The following is a 20,269-nucleotide window of genomic DNA, read 5'->3' on the forward strand; positions in this document are numbered from 1 at the left end:
TTGACAAAAAATCAATCATATACCTTTGAAAGCGCTAAACTATAAGTAATTGCAAATAGATGTGGTTATTACTATACTGAATTGATAATTGTTAGTAGAAAAAGGAGAGATGTAAATGGAAACGGTATACTTGGCAGGCGGATGTCTATGGGGTGTACAAGCCTTTGTTAAAACTTTGCCTGGCGTCGCAGATACAGAAGGCGGTAGGGCAAACGGTATTACAGATACACTCGATGGAGAATATGATGGTTATGTAGAAGTCATTAAGACAACATTTGATCCAGAAAAAGTAACAGTTACAGACTTAATGGGATACCTATTTGAAATTATTGATCCTTATAGTGTAAACAAGCAAGGTGAAGATGTTGGCTTAAGATATAGAACAGGATTATACAGCGAAGACGCCAAACATTTAAAAGAGGCGCAAGCGTTTATAGACGCAATTGAAGACCATCATCTGATTGCAACAGAAGTATTACCACTGACAAATTACGTGAAAAGTGCAGAAGAAAATCAAGATAGACTAACAAGATTCCCTGATGATTACTGTCATCTTCCTAAAGCACTTGTAAATAAATATAAATAAATGAACAAGGCGGCTCTCAGAATAATGAGAACCGCCTTTATTTATGTGCAATGATTATGAACTATCTGATGATGCATAAAATAAGTAGTATATCTTTAAGCTTTCAATACATCTTGTTCTAATGGAATTGATTTTTGAGCGCCTTCAACTTGGACTGTAAGCGAAGCTGCTTTATTTGCGTAAGTAATACTTTCTTCTATATTAAAGTCTGTCATATTGAGACGACTTGCTAGTGCACCGATAAAAGTATCACCTGCTGCTGTTGTATCAACTGCTTTCACTTTAAACGAAGGTATTAAACCAGCAGAATTTGCTGTTGCGTAATAAGTCCCTTGCTCGCCAAGTGTGATAATGACAACTTTCATACCTAAAGATAAAAAGTATTCTGCGTTTTGATGCATTGATGAACGATCTGTAACTGGGATACCACTTAATAATTCAGCTTCTGTTTCGTTTGGCACAATAATATCAGTTAAAGTAAGTAAATCCTTAGACAATTCACTTGCTGGAGCTGGATTTAAAATGGTAGTGACATTGTTTTCACGAGCAATTTTAAAAGCACTAATAATCGCAGGTACAGGCACTTCAAGTTGAGCAATAATGTAATCTGCTTCTGCAATCGCATCAGCTGCTTTATTTACATCTGTGTCATTTAATTCCATATTTGCGCCACCATAAACTAAAATTGTATTCTGTCCATTAGCATCAATTGTTATGAATGCTTGACCTGTTTGAGCAGTATCTGTTGTCATGATGTAGTCTGTATTAATATGCGCTTGTTCAAAATCTTCTAACATGAAATCTGCATCGTCTTCAGTTCCAATCTTAGAAATAAAAGTTGTTTGGGCATTTGAGCGTGCAGTTGCAAGTGCTTGATTTGCGCCTTTACCGCCACCATAAATTTTTTGAGCATTTTGAAGATGTAACGTTTCTCCCGGTTTAACAAAACGATCTACGTTTAAAATTTTATCTACATTGGTAGAACCAATAATTACAACTTTATTTGTCATAGTATATTCTCCTTTTTTCTTTAAAATGTCACGTTAGATTCAAGTGCAATATTTGAAAATGGTGTCGTTTCCCCTGTACGAATATTAGCTTTTGTTAGTGAATGATTTAAATTTTGTTTCATTTCTACGTGTGGAATAAATGAAATTTCTACATTGTCACCAATTAATGATTTGATTTGTTTAAGTTGGTCAGCGTTTTGCGTTTTAATTTCTTCTGCAAGAAATATTTTTTGAACTTCAACTTCGGATAACACGTTTTCTAAAACATCGATAAAACGTGGTAAATCTTTAGTAATCGCTAAATCAATTCGACGTTCGTCATTTGGAATCGGCATGCCCGCATCATTAATTGTTATTACATCAAAATGCCCCAATGTTGCAATTGCATGTGATACATGACTATTTAATACCTTTGTTTTTTTCATAATTAAATCTCCCATCTTATACTTTATTTAATAAATACTGTAACTGCTGCTGCTATTAATATGATTACAAGTCCAATAATAGTAACGATAAGTTCTTTTGGTGTTTTTCTCTGATTCAAGAAATAAATACCTGTTAACGTAGCTAACACTACTGATGTTTGTGACAGTATAAATCCTGTCGCTAAACCATTCATATCTGACTGTGCAGAAATTAAGTATGTTAATGCACCAAATGCAAAGAATAATCCTGAAATAATTTGTTTCCAGCTGACTTTCTCTAAGAAAGCATTGCCTTGTTTCATATTCATAAATGCATAAATGACTGCAGCAAGCACCATACCCATTGCTTGTGGTAAGAATGCTTCCATGCCACTGATATTAGTTGCTTGAGGTGCTGCAGAGTAGGCCCAATAACCTATTTCACCTATAAGTAGTAAAATAACTGCATTTCTTAATTTTTTATTATGCTGTTGTCCTGATTTTTCACTCCAAACTGTCATATATGCACCAATGAGTACAACAAGTAGAGCAGCGAATCCGATAATTTTATTTGTTACTCCTGGCCAATCACCTAATGCGAAAACGCCCCACAGGGATGCACCTAAAAGTTGAAACGCTGTTGTGATTGGCATAGCTCTAGAAGAACCGACTAGACCAAATGCTTTAAAAGTAATTATTTGTCCAAAGCCCCAACCAACACCTGAGATTAATGAAAATATAAGGTTCATTCCTGTTGGGAAATCGACACCTTGAATGAATGCGAAACATAATGCGAAAATCAATGTTCCTACTGTTGCACCAAATATTTGGTTAACTGGTCGACCACCAAATTTAGATGCGATGGTAGGGAATAGCCCCCAACCCAGTAATGGTCCAAGACCAATTAAAATTGCTATAATATCCATAAGACACCTCTATATATATTTATGTAGTGATAATTTTTAGGTAAAACGATTTAGTAAAACGTTTTACTACGTCATAATAACACCAATTTCTATTTTTGTACACGCTTTCATTCATGCAAAAAAATATAAGACCTAAATGATAAACTGAAAATTGATTACTGCTAACTCGAATTAAGCATCAATGACATATCATTTGGTCTTATATTATGTGTGTTTTATTTTTTTAAATATTGCGTTGTTTCTCTAATAATTAACTCATTATGTAAAGCAACATTATGTAAAGTTGCATCATTTTGTTTTAGCTTATGCGTGATTAAAGCTAATGCTGACTCGCCTATTTCTTTAATTGGCTGTGCAACTGTTGTAAGGGCAGGAACAAGATACTTTGCAATGTCTATATCATCAAATCCAATTACTGAAATATCGTGTGGCACGCGAACCCCTTTATCAGCGAGACCACGCATAATACCAATAGCCATCTCATCATTCGTTGCAAAAATAGCACTGGATTTGGATTTTATAATCTCATCGATGACTGCAAATCCACCTTCTTTATTTAAAAGGGTTTCGATAATTATAGGCGATGGTATCTCATGCATTTCACAATATTTGATGAAACCATCTGTTCTTGCTTTCATATTACTCGTTAAATTATAAGGTTGAATGATTGAAATGTGCGTGTGGCCGTAATCAATAAGATGTGCGGCCGCAAGTTCACCACCATTGCGTTCATTTGTTTTTACGATATCCGTAAATCCATGGTCATCACTTTGATCTAGTACGATATATGGAATGTTATGATTTAATAAATATTGATTTAAACGAGACGGGTTTTTAATCATCTGCGCAATAATCAGACCATCCATGCCTCGTTCGACAAGATGCATAATACCTTCTTCGATTTTATCTTCCTTTGTGGTTAAGAAGAATAGATCGACATCATCTGGTTTATGATCATCCATAGTTTGCATCATCGTGGAAAAGAATGGATTAGTTAAATTTGGTAATAGCACACCGATTAATTTTGTATTGCTACCACGTAATTGTTGCGCATTTTTATTAGGGAAGTAGCCTAATCGCTCTTTAGCAGCAATGACTTTGTTTACTGTTTCCTCTGAAAAACGGTTACTTTTTTTATTTAAAATTTGCGAGACCGTAGTCAAAGACACGTCTGCTGCTTTAGCTACATCTTTGATAGAAACTTTTTTCATCCAAGTTCACTCCTTATACAATCTATCCATTTAATATAATAAGTAATATTTTTATTAATTATAGCGTACCATGTACAAAGTAAAATGTATCAATTTCTTATTAATAAAATGAAAACGTTTTATATTTTGAGGTGAATTTTTCAAAAAGTGAAGAAAAGATAGGAGTGAAGCAGATCGTGTAGTAAAATATTTTTACAGACAAGTTGGAATAAAGGTGGCTAATCTCATTGAAAATGGGGTGATACCTATGGTTTTGGTCTCTACTCCAAGAAAGAATAGAATATGACTGATTATGAAATCATAATGGTTGTGTTAACAATCATTGGACTCATATTAGTTTGTAATAACCAAAAAAAATAACGTTCCAACTTTAGGCAGATAAATGTTGGGACGTTGTTTTCACTTTGTCTAGCGACCGTCTTTTTAACGGGTCTGTGAGGGAGGTATGTTAGCGCATATCTCCTTCTTAATTTTAATATAACAACGGTTAATTCATAAGTCAAAACATTTTATTATATTTTTAAAAGCTTACATAGAGACGTTTTAAGACTTCGTTAGAATAATTCATATAGGGATAGCTAAATTTTTCAAAAAGTGAAGAAAAGATAGGAGTGAAGCAGTTCATGTAGTAAAATATTTTTACAGACAAGTTGGAATAAAGGTGGCTAATCTCATAAAAAATGGGGTGATGCCTATGATTTTGGTCTCTCCTCCTAGAAAGGATAGAAGATGACTGATTATGAAATCTTAATGGTTATATTAACAATCATTGGACTCATATTAGTTTGTAATAGCCAAAAAAAATAACGTTCCAACTTTAGGCTAATAAGTGTTGGAACGTTGTTTTCAACTAAAAAGCCACCGTATTTTAACGGGTCTGTGAAGGAGGTATGTTAGCGCATATCTCCTTCTTAATTTTAATATAACAACGGTTAATTCATAAGTCAAAAGATTTTATTATATATTTTAATTCTCACATGGAGGGTTTTGTAGAGGGACCAGAGCCTTTAAAACACTATTTTATTTTTACTCATAAAAAGGGGATAAATGACTGATTATGAAATCTTAATGGTTGTGTTAACAATCATTGGACTCATATTAGTTTGTAATAGCCAAAAAAAATAACCTTCCAACTTTGGACAAGTTAAGGTTATTTTAACCAAAAGCCACCGTCTTTTTAACGGGTCTGTGAGGGAGGTATGTTCACGCATATCTCCTTCTTAATTTTAATATAACAACAGTTAATTCATAAGTCAAAAGATTTTAGTGAGTGAGGTTTCAATGGTGTTACAGTAGTTTTTAAAGAGAGAATGTAGTATAAAATACGACGTTTAAATAAGTATGTAAATGCTTAAGATTATATGATGAATTTAGCGTTGAAATTCAATTTTTCTTAAAATTTGATTCATTGAATAAATATGACGTATGCTATAATATGCGGTATTAAGACAAATTGGTGAGACTAGGAGATTTTCGATTATGAATAAGCCAAAATATCAAATTGTAGCGGACGAAATTAAAGAAAAAATAATTAACAAAAGCTATCAAGTTGGAATGCTCTTACCTACAGAAAAGCAATTTCAGGATAGATATAATTTAAGTCGCTATACAATCAGACAAGCAATGGATTTATTAGTCAAAGAAGGATACATTAAAAAGAAAAAAGGTTCTGGATCATATGTGAGTTACAATTACTTAAATACAAATCAGAACAATGAAACTAAAAAAATAGGCGTAATCGTGACTTACTTATCGGATTATATTTTCCCGAGTATTATTCGAGGCATTGAGAATGTATTAAAAAAACATGGCTATTCTTTAATATTAGCAAGTACGAATAATAATCATGAGGAAGAACGTAAATGTTTAGAGATGATGCTGAATCAAGGTGTGACGGGACTTATTATAGAACCTACTAAGAGTAATGTCTATAACCCGAACTTGTCCTATTATTCATTATTCAAACAGCGAGATATTCCGATTTTAATGATTAATGCTAAGTATGATGAGTTGAATTTACCTTATATCGCAATCGATGATGTGAAATCTGGCTATTTAGCAACAAAATATTTAATAGATCAAGGACATGAAAATATTGCTTTAATCACAAAAATAGACGATAACCAAGGTAAATTAAGAATGAAGGGTTATTTTAATGCTTTTGAAAGTAATCATATTCTTTTTAAAGGTGAACATATTTATACATTCGATACCGAAAGTAAGCCACAAGTCATCGAACAAATTGTTCAGCATGTTTGTGATAAAAAGATTAATATCACTGGCTTAGTTTGTTATAACGATGAAATTGCTTACGAGATTATCCAAAGATTGAAACAGCGAAACGTGCAGATACCAAACGATTTATCTGTGGTTGGCGAAGATAACTCAGTACTAAGTAAATTGAGTGAGATGGATTTGACTACAACGTCACATCCCCAAGAATTACTTGGTAGAAAAGCAGCAGAATGGATGATTAACGCGATAGATACAGAAAAAAACCAAACGTCACAACTTATCGATACATATATTATCGAACGTAATTCTGTAAAAAAAATATAAAAACAGGCTCAAATCAATCACGCTATTGGTTTGAGTCTTTTTATTCCTAGAAACATGTACGGACATAAAATAATAAATGTTGACATGTACGGACAAATATTATAAAGTATACTTGAAAACGGTTTCAATAGGAGTGTTGGAAATGGATGGTTTGAAGAAAGCATTAAGTAGTGAAGATATATCGATTGGTATTGAACTTGGTTCTACAAGAATTAAAACCGTAGCAATTGATCAGCATTTGAATACAGTAGCATCTGGACATTTTGAATGGGAAAACCAATTCGTAGATGGATATTGGACATATTCAATTAATGATATCTGGGTCGGTTTACAGAAAAGTTATAATGCAATGACAACAGAAATGAAAGAAAAACATAATTTAACATTAAAACAAGTGAAGTCGATTGGTATCAGCGGTATGATGCATGGTTATCTAGCGTTTGATCATAATGAAGATTTACTTGTACCATTTAGAACTTGGAGAAATGGTAATACAGCAAAGGCAGCTACGTTACTTAGCGAAGCGTTTCAATTTAATATTCCAGAACGTTGGAGTATTGCGCATGTATATCAAGCCATATTAGATAAAGAAGCCCATGTGAATCAAATTGAATATTTAACAACGTTAGCTGGATATGTACATTGGTACTTAACTGGTGAAAAGGTTGTCGGTATTGGCGAGGCTTCAGGCATGTTCCCAATAGATGTTAACAACAAAACGTATAGATCAGATTTATTAAATACAGCTAATGACTTATTTGAAAGTAAAGGATTTGCAAAGTCAGTAGAAACTATATTACCTGAAATTAAATTGGCAGGTGAAAATGGTGGTCGTCTTACAAGTGATGGTGCAACATTATTAGATCCTTCAGGAAATCTTGAAGCTGGTAGCGTGATGTGCCCTCCAGAAGGTGATGCTGGTACTGGTATGGTAGCAACGAATACAGTAGCGCAGAATACAGGTAATATATCAGCCGGTACTAGTGCGTTTGCAATGGTTGTATTATCTGATGCATTAAAAGGTATGTACCCGGAAATTGATGTAGTAACAACGCCCGATGGTAGTGAAGTAGCAATGATTCACACCAATAACTGTACTTCTGATATTAATGATTGGATGAACATATTTGGCGAAGTATTAAGTGTCATGGGTGTTGATTTTTCATCAGATGAGTTGTACGGACAAATATTCGAGCGTTCATTGGAAAGTGATGACAACATTGGTGGCTTACTTTCATACAACTATGTTTCAGGCGAAAACATAACAGACGTAGAGACAGGTTATCCATTATTTGTACGTGAACCAAACTATAATTTCAATTTAGCTAATTTTATGAAAATGCATTTATATAGTGCATTCAGTACTTTGAAAATTGGAATGGATTTATTGAAAAATAATGAATCGATTAACATAGATAAATTAATAGCACATGGCGGTATTTTTAAAACGAAAGGTGTCGCACAGCAAGTATTATCATCAGCACTTGAAAATAAAATTACCGTAATGGATACGGCAAGTGAAGGTGGCGCTTGGGGTGTCAGTGTTTTAGCTTACTATAGCGCACAAGAATCTCAACAACCTTTAGCTACATTTTTAAATGAAGTTGTATTTTTAAACACAGAAGAAGTAACAGTGGAGCCAGCAGAACAAGAAGTGATTAACTTTAATAACTATGTAGAAAAAGTTAAAAAAGGTTTACCTATAGAACAATCGATAGCTAAGTATTTAGGAGGCAAATAACATGTTAGAAGCGTTAAAAGCTGAAGTTTATAAAGCAAATTTAGAGTTGCCAAACCGAGGATTGATTAAATATACATGGGGTAACGTGAGTGCCTTTGATGCAGAATCACAATTATTTGTTATCAAGCCGAGTGGCGTAGATTACGATGTCATGAAACCAGAAGATATGGTGGTTTGTAATTTAGATTGTGAAGTGGTTGAAGGAGATTTAAAACCTTCTTCAGACATGCCAACGCATGCTGTCCTTTATAAAGAATTTGGTGATATTGGCAGTGTTGTACATACGCATTCACCATGGGCAACAACGTGGGCGCAATCAGGATTAAACGTGCAAGCTATGGGAACAACACATGCTGATACATTCTACGGCGAAATTCCGTGTGCTAGATTTTTAACGACTGAAGAAATCAATAAAGATTATGAGTATGAAACAGGCAATGTCATTGTTGAAACATTTAAAGAAAAAAATATTAACCCACATGAAGTACCTGCAGTATTATTGCATGGTCATGCACCATTTATTTGGGGGGGGAATTGCGAAAAAGCTGTGATGAACGCAGTAGTGTTAGAAGAAGTATGTAAGATGAATATCTTCACAAGACAATTAAATCCATTCGCAGAAACATTACCTAAAGCAGTACTTGATAAACACTTTGAAAGAAAACACGGCGCTAATGCCTATTACGGACAAAACTAAGGAGGAAATAAAATGGCTACAACAAAAAAATTCTGGTTTGTGATTGGATCACAAGAACTCTATGGTGATGATGCACTCGCACAAGTTAAACAAAATGCACAAAATATTACGGACGAATTAAACGCGCAAGCACAATTACCGTTTGAAATAGAATTACAAACGAAATTAGCAATTTCTGCAGATATTATTACAGATATTATGAAAGAAGCGAATTATCGTGATGATATTTTAGGCGTGATTACATGGATGCATACATTTTCACCAGCGAAAATGTGGATTAGAGGTACTAAATTATTACAAAAACCATTGTTACATTTAGCAACGCAATACAACAATGATATTTCATGGGAAAACATTGATATGGATTATATGAATTTACATCAATCAGCGCATGGAGATAGAGAGTACGGTTATATTAACCGCCGTCTTAATAAGAAAAATGAAATCATTTTTGGACATTGGAAAAATGAAAGTGTACAAAAACAATTAAGCGAATGGATGGTTGTAGCCAATGCTTATAATGAAAGCTTTAACTTAAAAGTTGCAAGATTTGGTGACAACATGCGTAATGTAGCTGTTACTGAAGGAGATAAAATCGAAGCACAAATCCAATACGGTTGGACTGTAGATTACTTTGGTATAGGTGATTTAGTAGAATATGTGAATCAAGTAACAGATTCTGAAGTAAATCAATTATTTAAATCATATGAAGATTTATATGACTTTGATTACAGAGAGTACAGTGAAGACGCATTTAATGCTTCTGTTAAAGAACAAATCAAATATGAAATTGCGATTAAACGCTTTTTAGATGACGGTGGATATACTGCTTTTACTTCTAACTTTGAAGATTTACATGGCATGAAACAATTACCAGGTTTAGCAGTACAAAGACTTAACGAACAAGGTTACGGCTTTGCAGGTGAAGGCGATTGGAAGACTGCTGCTTTAGACCGCTTACTTAAAATTGCTGCAGAAAATGAAGCAACAGGATTCATGGAAGATTATACGTACGACTTAAGAAGTCATCAATCACATATTCTAGGCGCACATATGTTGGAAGTTGATCCAACACTAGCAGATACGAAACCTAAAATCGTTGTAAATCCCCTAGGTATAGGTGGTAAAGAAGATCCAGCAAGATTAGTATTCGATGGAAAAGCAGGCGACGGCGTAGTTGTCACAATGATGGATCTTGGTACACACTTCAAGTTTATTGTGAATGAAATTACTGCTAAACAATTAGATGAACCTGCACCTAACTTACCAGTAGCTAGAGTGTTATGGGATGTTAAACCATCATTAGAACAAGGCGTGAAACGTTGGATTGAAGAAGGCGGCGGTCATCACACAGTACTGTCACTTAAATTGAATACATCGCAAATAGAAATATTATTAAACATGTTTGATTCAGAATATACATTAATAAATTAAATTACAGTAGATTTGTCGTTAATCAAATGACGTAATGTAAGGCATATTTTGTTTTAAAAAAGGGTGAATGGGATGAAAATAAACAGTAAAGTTTCGAATCGCTTTATCTATTTCTTCGGCGCTTTTGGTGGGATACTTTTTGGTTATGACATAGGTGTTATGACCGGAGCGTTACCATTTTTAAGAGAAGACTGGAATATTAATAGTGGATTTATAATTGGCTTAATTACTTCGTCAGTAATGCTAGGCGCAATATTTGGTGGTATTTTAGCAGGTAAATTATCTGATACGCTTGGTAGAAGGAAAATGATTTTAATTTCTGCAATCATTTTCGTAATTGGTTCTGTTTTGTCAGGTATCGCACCACATGATGGTAGTTATTTCTTAATTATATCAAGGGTAATTCTGGGGTTAGCAGTTGGTGCTGCATCAGCATTAGTACCAGCTTACATGTCAGAAATGGCTCCTGCCAAGTACCGTGGCCAATTGTCTGGTATGAACCAAACAATGATTGTATCTGGGATGTTGTTATCATACATCGTAGACTATTTCTTAAGAGGTTTACCTGTTGAAATGGGTTGGAGATTAATGTTAGGAGCAGCAGCAGTTCCGGCAATCATTTTATTCTGGGGCGTATTAAAATTACCAGAGTCTCCAAGATTTTTAATTAAAAATAATAAATTTAAAGAAGCTAAAATGGTTTTAAGCAACCTTAGAAATAACCAAAATGTAGATAAAGAATTTGAAGAAATAAACAAGACAATTCAAATAGAAAGTAAGAATAAAGTAAACCAATCATTAGCAACATTATTTAGTGGCAAATATAAATATTTAGTTATCGCTGGATTGGGTGTAGCTGCGTTCCAACAATTCCAAGGGGCAAATGCAATATTCTATTATATTCCATTAATTGTTGAACAAGCTACTGGTAGCTCAGCAAGTACAGCTTTAATGTGGCCAATTATTCAAGGTGTAATTTTAGTATTAGGATCATTACTCTTCATTTGGATAGCGGATAAATTTAACAGAAGAACATTGCTTATGTTAGGTGGTACTGTGATGGGATTATCCTTCATATTACCGGCAATCATCCATTTGTTCTTACCAAATGCGAATCCGATACTCATCGTGGTATTTTTAAGTATCTATGTAGCATTCTATTCATTTACATGGGCACCATTAACATGGGTGATCGTAGGAGAAATCTTCCCGTTAGCAATTAGAGGATTTGCTTCTGGTGCTGCATCTTCATTAAATTGGATTGGTTCTTTCTTAGTTGGATTACTATTCCCAATTATGACAGTGTATTTCCCTCAACAAATCGTATTTGCGATATTCGGCATTATTTGTATACTCGGCGTACTATTTGTGAAAAAATTCGTTCCAGAATCTAGAGGACGCACACTAGAAGAAATCGAAGCAATCGGTGCTACACATGCGTCAAACAATGAAAAAGCACAAGCACAAACTGAAAAAGTATAGTTAAAATATTACTTTGAGGCTGAGACATATACTTATGTCTCAGCCATTTTTTTATTTTCAAAAATTACAAATGTTTAGAAGTTAAATTTAAGACCTTCTCTAAAAATATCACACGTGATTTTAGAGAAGGTCCTGTTTGTGAGGAAAATGACTTTATTTTAAGAAACCTAAAACAAAGTCTACACCGCTAGCTAATGCACTTGCAATGCTTGTACCCATAGTTACCCAATCATGAGCGATACCTGCTTGGATGGCATTATTTAGTGCTTCTATGATTGCTGACATATAAAACACCCCTTTCCAAGTATTTAAAATTAAAACAAAGTTTTAATTTATCAACTACAATATAAAATATTTCACTGTTAATTTGTACGAAATTGCCTAACTAGAGGATTTTTATGCCTAAGTGTAATATTACTTATTTTATTGGATTTGTAAGAATTAGTATTTTTTAGTGCTAAATTGATTTTACAAATGAGAGGTATATACTCGTTTTATAAACAATAATATACATGGGAGAGGGAACTCTATGGCTGACCTTGTAGCAAAGTTAACAAACGCAGTAAAATATTATGATCAAAAGAAAGTCTTAGATGGCATTAATATAGAATTAATTGAGGGAGAAATTTTAGGATTGATTGGTCCTAGTGGTTCAGGAAAAACTACGACAATAAAATGTTTAATGGGTATGGAAAGTTTAGATGAAGGACAGGCTCAAATTTTCAATAAACAAATACCAAATCGTAAAGTACTGAATGAAGTAGGCTATATGGGGCAAAGTGATGCGTTATATGAGTCATTAACAGCTCGAGAAAATTTAGTGTTTTTCGGTAATTTGATGGGGTTAAAAGGTAAGAAATTAGAAGAAGCAATTGCTGAAAATACAAAAATAGTAAATTTAGAACCTGAATTAGGAAAGGTCGTTTCTCATTTTTCAGGTGGTATGAAACGTAGACTTTCTTTGGCTATAACACTGTTAGCTAATCCCAACCTTATTATTTTAGATGAGCCTACGGTTGGTATTGATCCTAAACTCAGAAAAGATGTTTGGAAGCAATTGAATGGTTTAGCAAATGAGGGTAAATCGGTGATTGTTACGACCCATGTTATGGGAGAGGCGGAACGTTGTGATTGTATAGGCTTAATTGTTGAAGGGAAACTATTTACGATTGGAACCCCTCAAGAATTAAAAGATAAATTTGACGCTGATTCTATAGAAGAAGTGTTTATAAAAGCAGAAGCGGAGGTGCAATAATGAGATTTAAGGCGATTTTTATCAGAGTTATTAAAGAATTATTACGAGATAAAAGAACGTTAGCTTTAATGTTATTTGCACCTATTTTGGTTTTAACACTGATGTATTTTATATTTGATACTAATAATAAAACAAATATAAAAATAGGTATGAATGCTTCAGTACCAGATGAAATTGTGAACGCTTTGCCCTCAGATAAAGTAGATATTGAAAAATATGATGCGTCTAGCTCAATTAAAGATACAATTGTGGATTCAGAGTTGGATGCATATATTGAACAAAAAGGGTCTAATCTAGAAGTCACTTATAAAAATGAAGATCCAAGTCTTACAGGGTCAACGAAACAATTGTTAGCGAGTGCAATCCAAAAGAATAAGATGCAAGATATGACTAAAATTGTTGAAAAGATACCGGACAATATGAAACAAAGCAATGGACAAGAGACAGAGGCATTGAGCATAGATAGTCACTATCTTTATGGTGATGCTGACAGTACATTTTTTGATAAAATATTTCCAATTCTCATTGGTTTCTTTGTCTTTTTCTTTGTATTTTTAGTTTCTGGTATAGCACTTTTAAGAGAACGTACGAGAGGGACTTTAGAACGTGTACTTGCAACGTCTGTTAAAAGAAGTGAAATTGTCTTTGGTTATTTAGCAGGTTATGGTTTGTTTGCGGTATTACAAACATTAATTATTGTATTTTATTCCATATACTTACTGAAAGTTGAGGTTGTAGGAAGTATATGGTGGGTATTATTAATTAATATACTTATTGCATTATCTGCTTTAGCTATAGGTTTGTTTGTTTCAACTTTTGCAAATTCAGAATTTCAAATGGTTCAATTTATACCGTTAGTTGTTATACCTCAAGTCTTTTTCTCTGGTCTTATCCCTTTAGATAGCATTGCTAATTGGGTTAGTGCTATTGGCTATGTATTTCCGTTAAGATATGCCGGTGATGCGCTGACTAATGTAATGATTAAGGGACAGGGATTTGAATTTATTTGGTTCGATATTGTTATACTGTTGCTATTTATTTTGATATTTACAATACTAAATATTATTGGACTTAAACGTTACAGAAAAGTATAAAGAATGATATTGAAATTTTATACACATTAAGATAAAAATCTAAAAACACTTTCGTGTAAATTCATATGTTATGGATGCTTACGGAAGTGTTTTTACTATTAAAATAGTGCAACATTTGAAATTCTTATTCTATAATGTAATATAAAGAGTTATAAAATATAGTGTGCTACATACAAATATGAAGACGTATAGATGAGGTGGTAAAGTTGAAAAAGAAGAATGTTTCAGCAGAATTGGTAGCTAAAAAAGCGAATGTATCACAATCTACAGTTTCCAGAGTTTTTACACCTGGTAAAAGTGTGTCAGAAGAAACAAAACAAAAAGTGTTAAAAGTTGCCAATGAATTAAATTATAAACCGAATGCTTTAGCTAGAGGTTTAATCACTAACAAATCTAAACTCATTGGTTTAGCTATGAAAAATAAACAGAACCCATTCTATCATGAAGTTTTAGCATTATTTACACAAAAGCTGAAACAATTTGGCTATTCTGTACTATTTGTATATACAGAAAATGAAGAAATTCAACAAGAAGAAATTAACCAATTTATTGAGTTTAATGTTGAAGCAATTATTATCACGGATGCAGTTTTATCGTCAGATTTGGTGAAAAAGTTAAAAAGCTCAAATATTCCAGTCATGTTATTTAATAGATATGATGAAACTTTAAATTGTAATTCAGTTTCAAGTGATAATATTTTTGCAGCAAGATCGGTAGCCGAATATTTTTATAATCAAGGATACAAGCACAACTTGTACGTGTCAGGTCAACATAACACCTCTACAAATAGAGATAGATTATATGGCTTTAGGCAGTATTTTAGTGAAAAAAAACAAGATATAGATGTGGTTGAGGGAGATTTCACCTTTGAGACAGCGTATAAAGCTACATTGAAATATCTAAAGGATGGCAACAGACCTCGAGGTATATTTGGCGCAAATGATATTACAGCACTCGGTGTATTAGAGGCAGTGAAGAAAATGAATATTGAGGTACCTAATGAAATTGAAGTGATAGGATTCGATGATATACGAATGGCTTCATGGCCCAATCATCAGTTGTCTACTTGGTCACAGCCACTGAATGAGATGATCGATGAAACAATTGAAATCCTATTAAAAGATAACTTAGATGAGATAGAACAAAGGAAGTTAAAAGGGAAGTTTAAATTCAGAAAAACAACGAAAACAATTTGACATTTGAAAGCGCTTACTATAACATAAAGTGAAATATTTGCATACGTATGCAAAGTTCTTTTTTTGTGTTTAATTGCATGCGCACGCACTGGGAGAGGGGATTTTTAAATGTCTTACAAACTAAAAAATGGTAAAAGCCAAGAAGAAATAAAACAATCTGATGAGAAGGTTAGTCAAATTGTAAGTGATACGATTAAAACGATTGAAGCTGAAGGGGATAAAGCTTTACGCGATTTGTCAGTGAAATTTGATAACTGGAGTCCAGAAAGTTTTAAATTAAGTGACGAAGAAATTGAAAGTATTGTTAATGATATTCCACAACAAGTTAAAGATGATATCGCATTCGCGCAAAATAACATTCAAAGATTTGCTGAAGCTCAAAAAGCTTCCTTACAAGACTTCGAAACAGAAAATTCACCTGGTGTCATACTTGGTCAAAAGAATATACCGGTTGATAGTGTAGGATGTTATATTCCAGGTGGTAGATACCCGATGATTGCTTCTTCGCATATGAGTATTTTAACTGCCAAAGTTGCTGGGGTGAAACGTGTTATCGCTTGTACACCGCCAATAGATGGTAAAATTCCCGAAACAACTGTATACGCAATGTACAAAGCAGGTGCCGATGAAATTTATATTCTCGGTGGTATTCAAGCCATGGGTGGTATGGCGATAGGTACAGAAACGATAGATTCTGTAGACATGATTGTTGGGCCAGGTAATGCTTTTGTGGCAGAAACGAAACGCCAACTATTTGGCAGAGTTGGTATCGATTTACTCGCGGGACCTACAGAAACATTAGTAATCGCAGATGAAACATCAGAACCTGAAATGATTGCTACAGATATACTGGGTCAAGGGGAACATGGGCCCACATCTCCAGGTGCGATTATTTCTACTTCTGAAGCAATTGCTGAAGCAGCTTTAAAAGAGATAGAAAGACAATTACAAACGTTATCAACAGCTGATATTGCAAGTGAATCTTGGAAAAATTATGGGCAAGTGATTATTGTAAAAGATGAAGCAGAAGCTGTAATAGAAGCGAATAAACTCGCTTTTGAACATGTTGAAGTATTAACTAAAGAACCAGACTACTTTTTAAATCATTTAACAAATTATGGCGCGCTATTCCTGGGTCCAGAAACAAACGTAGCTTATGGCGATAAAGTCATTGGTACGAATCACACACTACCTACTAAAAAAGCAGCACGTTATACAGGGGGCTTATGGGTAGGTAAATTTATTAAAACAGTGACTTATCAACGTATCACATCTGAAGAACAAAGTGCAGCTATGGGTGAGTATGCAGCGAGACTATGTGGTTATGAGAATTTTGCGGGACACGCAGAACAAGCATTATTACGTGTAAGAAAGTATGGAGATAAAGGAAATAAATAAAACCGTTTATGTTCTAAAGGGGGACATACTTATATGTTAGGTGTTATAGGATTAGTTGGTGGGTTAGTTATTTTAACTATTCTAGTAATGAGAGGCGTAAATCTATTAATCGCAGCGCCTTTATCTGCGTTGTTTGTTGGCGTTTTAAATGGTTTACCTTTATTTTCTCAACTTGCTACAGGTAAGGAAATGGATTTTGTTACAAGTTATATGGATGGGTTTTCTGGTTTTGTGACATCTTGGTATTTAATGTTTTTAACTGGAGCAATTTTTGGAAAAGTCATGGAAGACAGTGGTGCAGCAGAAAGTGTATCACATTGGATTATTAAAAAAATAGGCATGAAAAGAGCCGTTTTAGCAATTGTACTAGCCTGTGGTGTCTTGACTTATGGCGGGGTTAGTCTATTTGTAGTCGCATTCGCCGTTTATCCGATGGCTGTAAATTTATTTAAGGAATCTGATTTTCCAAGAAGATTTATTCCGGCTACTTTAGCTTTAGGTTCCACTACATTTACAATGACTTCAGCTGGGTCTCCAGAAATACAAAACTGGATACCGATACCGTACTTACATACAAGTCCATATGCAGGATGGACTGTTAGTATCATCACTGCATTGTTTATGTTAGTTGCAGGTTATCTATGGTTGATGCATATGATTAAAAAAGCAAAACGAAAAGGTGAATATTTTATTAGTAGAACTGGGGATCAAATGGAAGATAGGAATAAACTACCTAATCCATTTTTAAGTATGATTCCGTTATTTATTGTGTTGTTAGTATCATTTTTCTTACATGATGCATTAGAGCAATCCGCACTCATAGTCGCTTTAACGAGTGGTATCATCGCAACGTGGTTATTGAATAAAAGTTATTTTAAAGATTTTTGGAAAGCAGTCGGAAATGGTACTGAAGGTGCATTGATTGCGTTAGGTAATACGTCAGCAGTTGTAGGTTTTGGAGGCGTCGCTAAAGTGACACCAGCTTTTAATGACGCTATTGATTATGTTACGAACTTGCCAGGTTCTCCATTAATTACAGGTGCATTTGCGGTAATGGTTATCGCTGGTTTAACCGGTTCGTCATCTGGTGGACAATCAATTGCCTTACCTATCTTAGCACCACACTATTTAGATATGGGTGTAAATGCTGATGCGATGCATAGGACAATTTCGATGTCTTCAGGCACGTTAGATTCATTGCCACATGGTGGATATACCGTAACGACGATTCGTTCTATTGCAGGTGAAACACATAAAGATGCATACGGGGCGTTTGGAGCTATGACAGTCGTTGTTCCACTCGTAGCAGTGATTATCGCAATCGGTCTATTTATGTTAGGTCTATAAAATACTTGGAAATTTACTGCGATAAATAAATTGAAATAGTTTAGCCAAAAGGGGTGTAATGATGGAGAATATTGCTGTATTAGGTAGTGGAACGATGGGACATTCAATCGCTCTATCTGTTGCTTGGGCAAATTATAAAGTTAAAGTTTACAGTATCAACTTGGAAGATTTAAAAAGAGCTGAAACAGAAATTGATAAAAAGGTACTGCTATTATATAAAAATGATTTAATTAGTGACGTTCAAATGCAAAATATCAAAAATAATATTACCTTAGACACAGATATTGAAGCGGTAGTGGAAGACACTACATTTATCATAGAGGCTGTGCCAGAAGATTTAACTATTAAAAGTGAACTATATGAAAAATTAAATACTTTATTAGATGAAAAAACCATATTAGCTAGCAATACATCTGGTTTTACATTACAACAATTAACTAAAAATTATAAATTTCCCAATCATTTTATCATCACACATTTTTGGAATCCCGCACATTTAGTTCCATTAGTAGAAATTGTGAAAAATGAAGACACAGATATTGAAACTGTTGCACGTACTGAAAATGTAATTAATGCTATAGGCAAAAAGCCGATATTAATACAAAAAGAAATATCAGGATTTATCGGTAATAGATTACAGTATGCGCTTTTTAGAGAAGCACAATCATTACTTGATCAAGGTGTAGCGTCTAAGGAAGATATTGATGCTGCAGTAACTTATAGTGTAGGTAGAAGATACCCTGTCGTTGGTCCACTCATGACAGCGGATTTAGGAGGATTGGATGTTTTTAGTGCTATATCTGATTATTTATTTGAAGATTTAAGTACTGAAAAAGCATCTGGTAAAACTTTGAATAAACATGTTGGTGAAGGCAACCTTGGATATAAAACGGGGAAAGGGTTTTATGATTGGGGTGCAAGCGAGTCTCAAGAAATTATTGATAAGCGTGACGAAGTATTGATGTATTTTTTGAAGAAAGATCAAGAAAATAAATAGGATGATTTATAGTGCAAAAAAACTTTAATGATTTAGAAGGTAAGAATGTTATTGTAACTGGTGGCAACCGAGGTATTGGTCAAGAAATTGCAATCGATTTCGCTCAGCTAGGTGCAAATGTAATCGTTATAGCTAGAGATAAAGATTCATTAGATAAAACCTTAGATATACTGAATGAATCTAGTGGGCAACATTCGGTTTATGCGTTGGATATGACACAAATTGATCAACTTTCAAAAGTAATAGACGATATTGTTTCAAAATATGGAAAAATTGATGTACTTGTGAATAATGCTGGAATAAATATAAGTAAACCTGCATTTGAAATTGAGGAAAATGATTGGGAAAACGTATTAGATATTAATTTAAAATCATTGTTTTTTATCTCTAAGTTTGTTGGAAAATACATGGCACAAGAACAGCGTGGAAAAATTGTGAATATGGCATCACAAGTTGGTTTTGTTGGTTATTTTGATAGAGCGCCATATGCTTCAAGCAAAGGTGGCGTGATTCAACTAACAAAAGCACTTGCTGTTGAGTGGGCACAATACAATATCAACGTTAACGCAATTGCTCCAACATTTGTAGAAACAGAATTAACAGAGAAGATGTTCAAGAATGAAGCGTTTAAAGAAGACGTATTGGATCGTATCTTATTTCATAAAATGCCAAAACCTACAGATATTTCAGGCGCAGTCATATATTTAAGTTCACAACTATCAAATTTTGTTACAGGTGAAACGATTAAAATAGACGGCGGTTGGACAGCGATTTAGTTATCTTTTATCATAAATAGACTTCTATAATAAACCATTATTATGTTAAATAAAGTAACACAAAATACATTCAGTAACTTTTCATAGAAAAACACTTTCGCGTAAATTCATTTAAATGAATCTAGCGAAAGTGTTTTTTAATTAATTTTTACGATT

18 protein-coding genes are annotated in these 20,269 nt (G+C 33.8%); 13 read left to right on the forward strand and 5 right to left on the reverse strand.

Annotated features, from left to right (window positions below):
- Positions 1 to 115 precede the first annotated feature (115 nt).
- Entirely contained in the window at positions 116 to 586 is a 471-nt protein-coding gene (locus tag AAA453_RS02115) for a peptide-methionine (S)-S-oxide reductase (RefSeq protein ID WP_069818080.1), read from the forward strand.
- A 95-nt stretch (positions 587 to 681) separates the two neighbouring features.
- Here the strand turns inward: AAA453_RS02115 and rbsK are convergent, their stop codons facing one another.
- From rbsK to rbsR, 4 genes are all read right to left on the reverse strand, one after another.
- Positions 682 to 1,596, reverse strand: coding sequence for a ribokinase (gene rbsK / locus AAA453_RS02120; RefSeq protein WP_427705918.1), 915 nt, complete (start codon positions 1,594 to 1,596; stop codon positions 682 to 684).
- A 20-nt stretch (positions 1,597 to 1,616) separates the two neighbouring features.
- Entirely contained in the window at positions 1,617 to 2,021 is a 405-nt protein-coding gene (rbsD, locus tag AAA453_RS02125) for a D-ribose pyranase (protein ID WP_427705920.1), read from the reverse strand.
- A gap of 23 nt (positions 2,022 to 2,044) precedes the next feature.
- Complete coding sequence (rbsU, locus tag AAA453_RS02130) at positions 2,045 to 2,926, reverse strand: ribose/proton symporter RbsU (RefSeq protein WP_427705922.1); 882 nt, start codon at positions 2,924 to 2,926, stop codon at positions 2,045 to 2,047.
- Between the two features lie 215 nt (positions 2,927 to 3,141).
- Complete coding sequence (gene rbsR, locus AAA453_RS02135) at positions 3,142 to 4,137, reverse strand: ribose utilization transcriptional repressor RbsR (RefSeq protein WP_427705924.1); 996 nt, start codon at positions 4,135 to 4,137, stop codon at positions 3,142 to 3,144.
- 1,479 nt (positions 4,138 to 5,616) lie between these two features.
- On the opposite strand from rbsR, the gene AAA453_RS02140 reads away from it, so the two are divergent.
- The 5 genes from AAA453_RS02140 to AAA453_RS02160 all read left to right on the forward strand — a co-directional run bounded on the left by AAA453_RS02140 (position 5,617) and on the right by AAA453_RS02160 (position 12,050).
- Positions 5,617 to 6,696 carry a GntR family transcriptional regulator gene (locus AAA453_RS02140; RefSeq protein ID WP_427705926.1) on the forward strand — a complete coding sequence of 360 codons (1,080 nt, stop codon included), beginning with the start codon at positions 5,617 to 5,619 and terminating at the stop codon, positions 6,694 to 6,696.
- 142 nt (positions 6,697 to 6,838) lie between these two features.
- Positions 6,839 to 8,437 (forward strand): xylulokinase, encoded by a 1,599-nt coding sequence (locus AAA453_RS02145; RefSeq protein WP_427705928.1) that lies wholly within the window; start codon positions 6,839 to 6,841, stop codon positions 8,435 to 8,437.
- A 1-nt stretch (position 8,438) separates the two neighbouring features.
- On the forward strand, positions 8,439 to 9,134 hold the full coding sequence (locus AAA453_RS02150; protein WP_427705930.1) for an L-ribulose-5-phosphate 4-epimerase: 696 nt from the start codon (positions 8,439 to 8,441) through the stop codon (positions 9,132 to 9,134).
- A gap of 12 nt (positions 9,135 to 9,146) precedes the next feature.
- Positions 9,147 to 10,568, forward strand: a complete 1,422-nt coding sequence (gene araA / locus AAA453_RS02155) for an L-arabinose isomerase (RefSeq protein WP_427705932.1) — start codon at positions 9,147 to 9,149, stop codon at positions 10,566 to 10,568.
- A 72-nt stretch (positions 10,569 to 10,640) separates the two neighbouring features.
- Entirely contained in the window at positions 10,641 to 12,050 is a 1,410-nt protein-coding gene (locus tag AAA453_RS02160; protein ID WP_069818089.1) for a sugar porter family MFS transporter, read from the forward strand.
- A 153-nt stretch (positions 12,051 to 12,203) separates the two neighbouring features.
- On the opposite strand, the gene AAA453_RS02165 is transcribed toward AAA453_RS02160, so the two are convergent.
- The gene (locus AAA453_RS02165; RefSeq protein WP_002506432.1) at positions 12,204 to 12,335 is read right to left on the reverse strand and encodes a beta-class phenol-soluble modulin; all 132 of its coding nucleotides are present in this window, start codon (positions 12,333 to 12,335) and stop codon (positions 12,204 to 12,206) included.
- Positions 12,336 to 12,579: 244 nt separating this feature from the next.
- On the opposite strand from AAA453_RS02165, the gene AAA453_RS02170 reads away from it, so the two are divergent.
- From AAA453_RS02170 to AAA453_RS02200, 7 genes are all read left to right on the forward strand, one after another.
- Positions 12,580 to 13,305: an ABC transporter ATP-binding protein gene (locus AAA453_RS02170; protein ID WP_427705934.1), complete on the forward strand. Its 726-nt coding sequence runs from the start codon at positions 12,580 to 12,582 to the stop codon at positions 13,303 to 13,305.
- The gene (locus tag AAA453_RS02175) at positions 13,305 to 14,399 is read left to right on the forward strand and encodes an ABC transporter permease (protein WP_427705936.1); all 1,095 of its coding nucleotides are present in this window, start codon (positions 13,305 to 13,307) and stop codon (positions 14,397 to 14,399) included. Before AAA453_RS02170 ends, AAA453_RS02175 begins: the two co-directional genes overlap by 1 nt.
- 206 nt (positions 14,400 to 14,605) lie before the next feature.
- On the forward strand, positions 14,606 to 15,595 hold the full coding sequence (locus AAA453_RS02180; RefSeq protein WP_427705939.1) for a LacI family DNA-binding transcriptional regulator: 990 nt from the start codon (positions 14,606 to 14,608) through the stop codon (positions 15,593 to 15,595).
- A gap of 108 nt (positions 15,596 to 15,703) precedes the next feature.
- Positions 15,704 to 16,993, forward strand: coding sequence for a histidinol dehydrogenase (hisD, locus tag AAA453_RS02185; RefSeq protein WP_427705941.1), 1,290 nt, complete (start codon positions 15,704 to 15,706; stop codon positions 16,991 to 16,993).
- 33 nt (positions 16,994 to 17,026) lie between these two features.
- Entirely contained in the window at positions 17,027 to 18,340 is a 1,314-nt protein-coding gene (locus AAA453_RS02190; RefSeq protein ID WP_427705943.1) for a GntP family permease, read from the forward strand.
- A gap of 61 nt (positions 18,341 to 18,401) precedes the next feature.
- Complete coding sequence (locus AAA453_RS02195; protein WP_427705945.1) at positions 18,402 to 19,337, forward strand: 3-hydroxyacyl-CoA dehydrogenase family protein; 936 nt, start codon at positions 18,402 to 18,404, stop codon at positions 19,335 to 19,337.
- 11 nt (positions 19,338 to 19,348) lie between these two features.
- Positions 19,349 to 20,113 (forward strand): SDR family NAD(P)-dependent oxidoreductase, encoded by a 765-nt coding sequence (locus AAA453_RS02200; protein ID WP_427705947.1) that lies wholly within the window; start codon positions 19,349 to 19,351, stop codon positions 20,111 to 20,113.
- Positions 20,114 to 20,269 lie beyond the last annotated feature (156 nt).

Source organism: Staphylococcus parequorum (assembly GCF_039237145.1).
Lineage (GTDB): Bacteria > Bacillota > Bacilli > Staphylococcales > Staphylococcaceae > Staphylococcus > Staphylococcus equorum_A.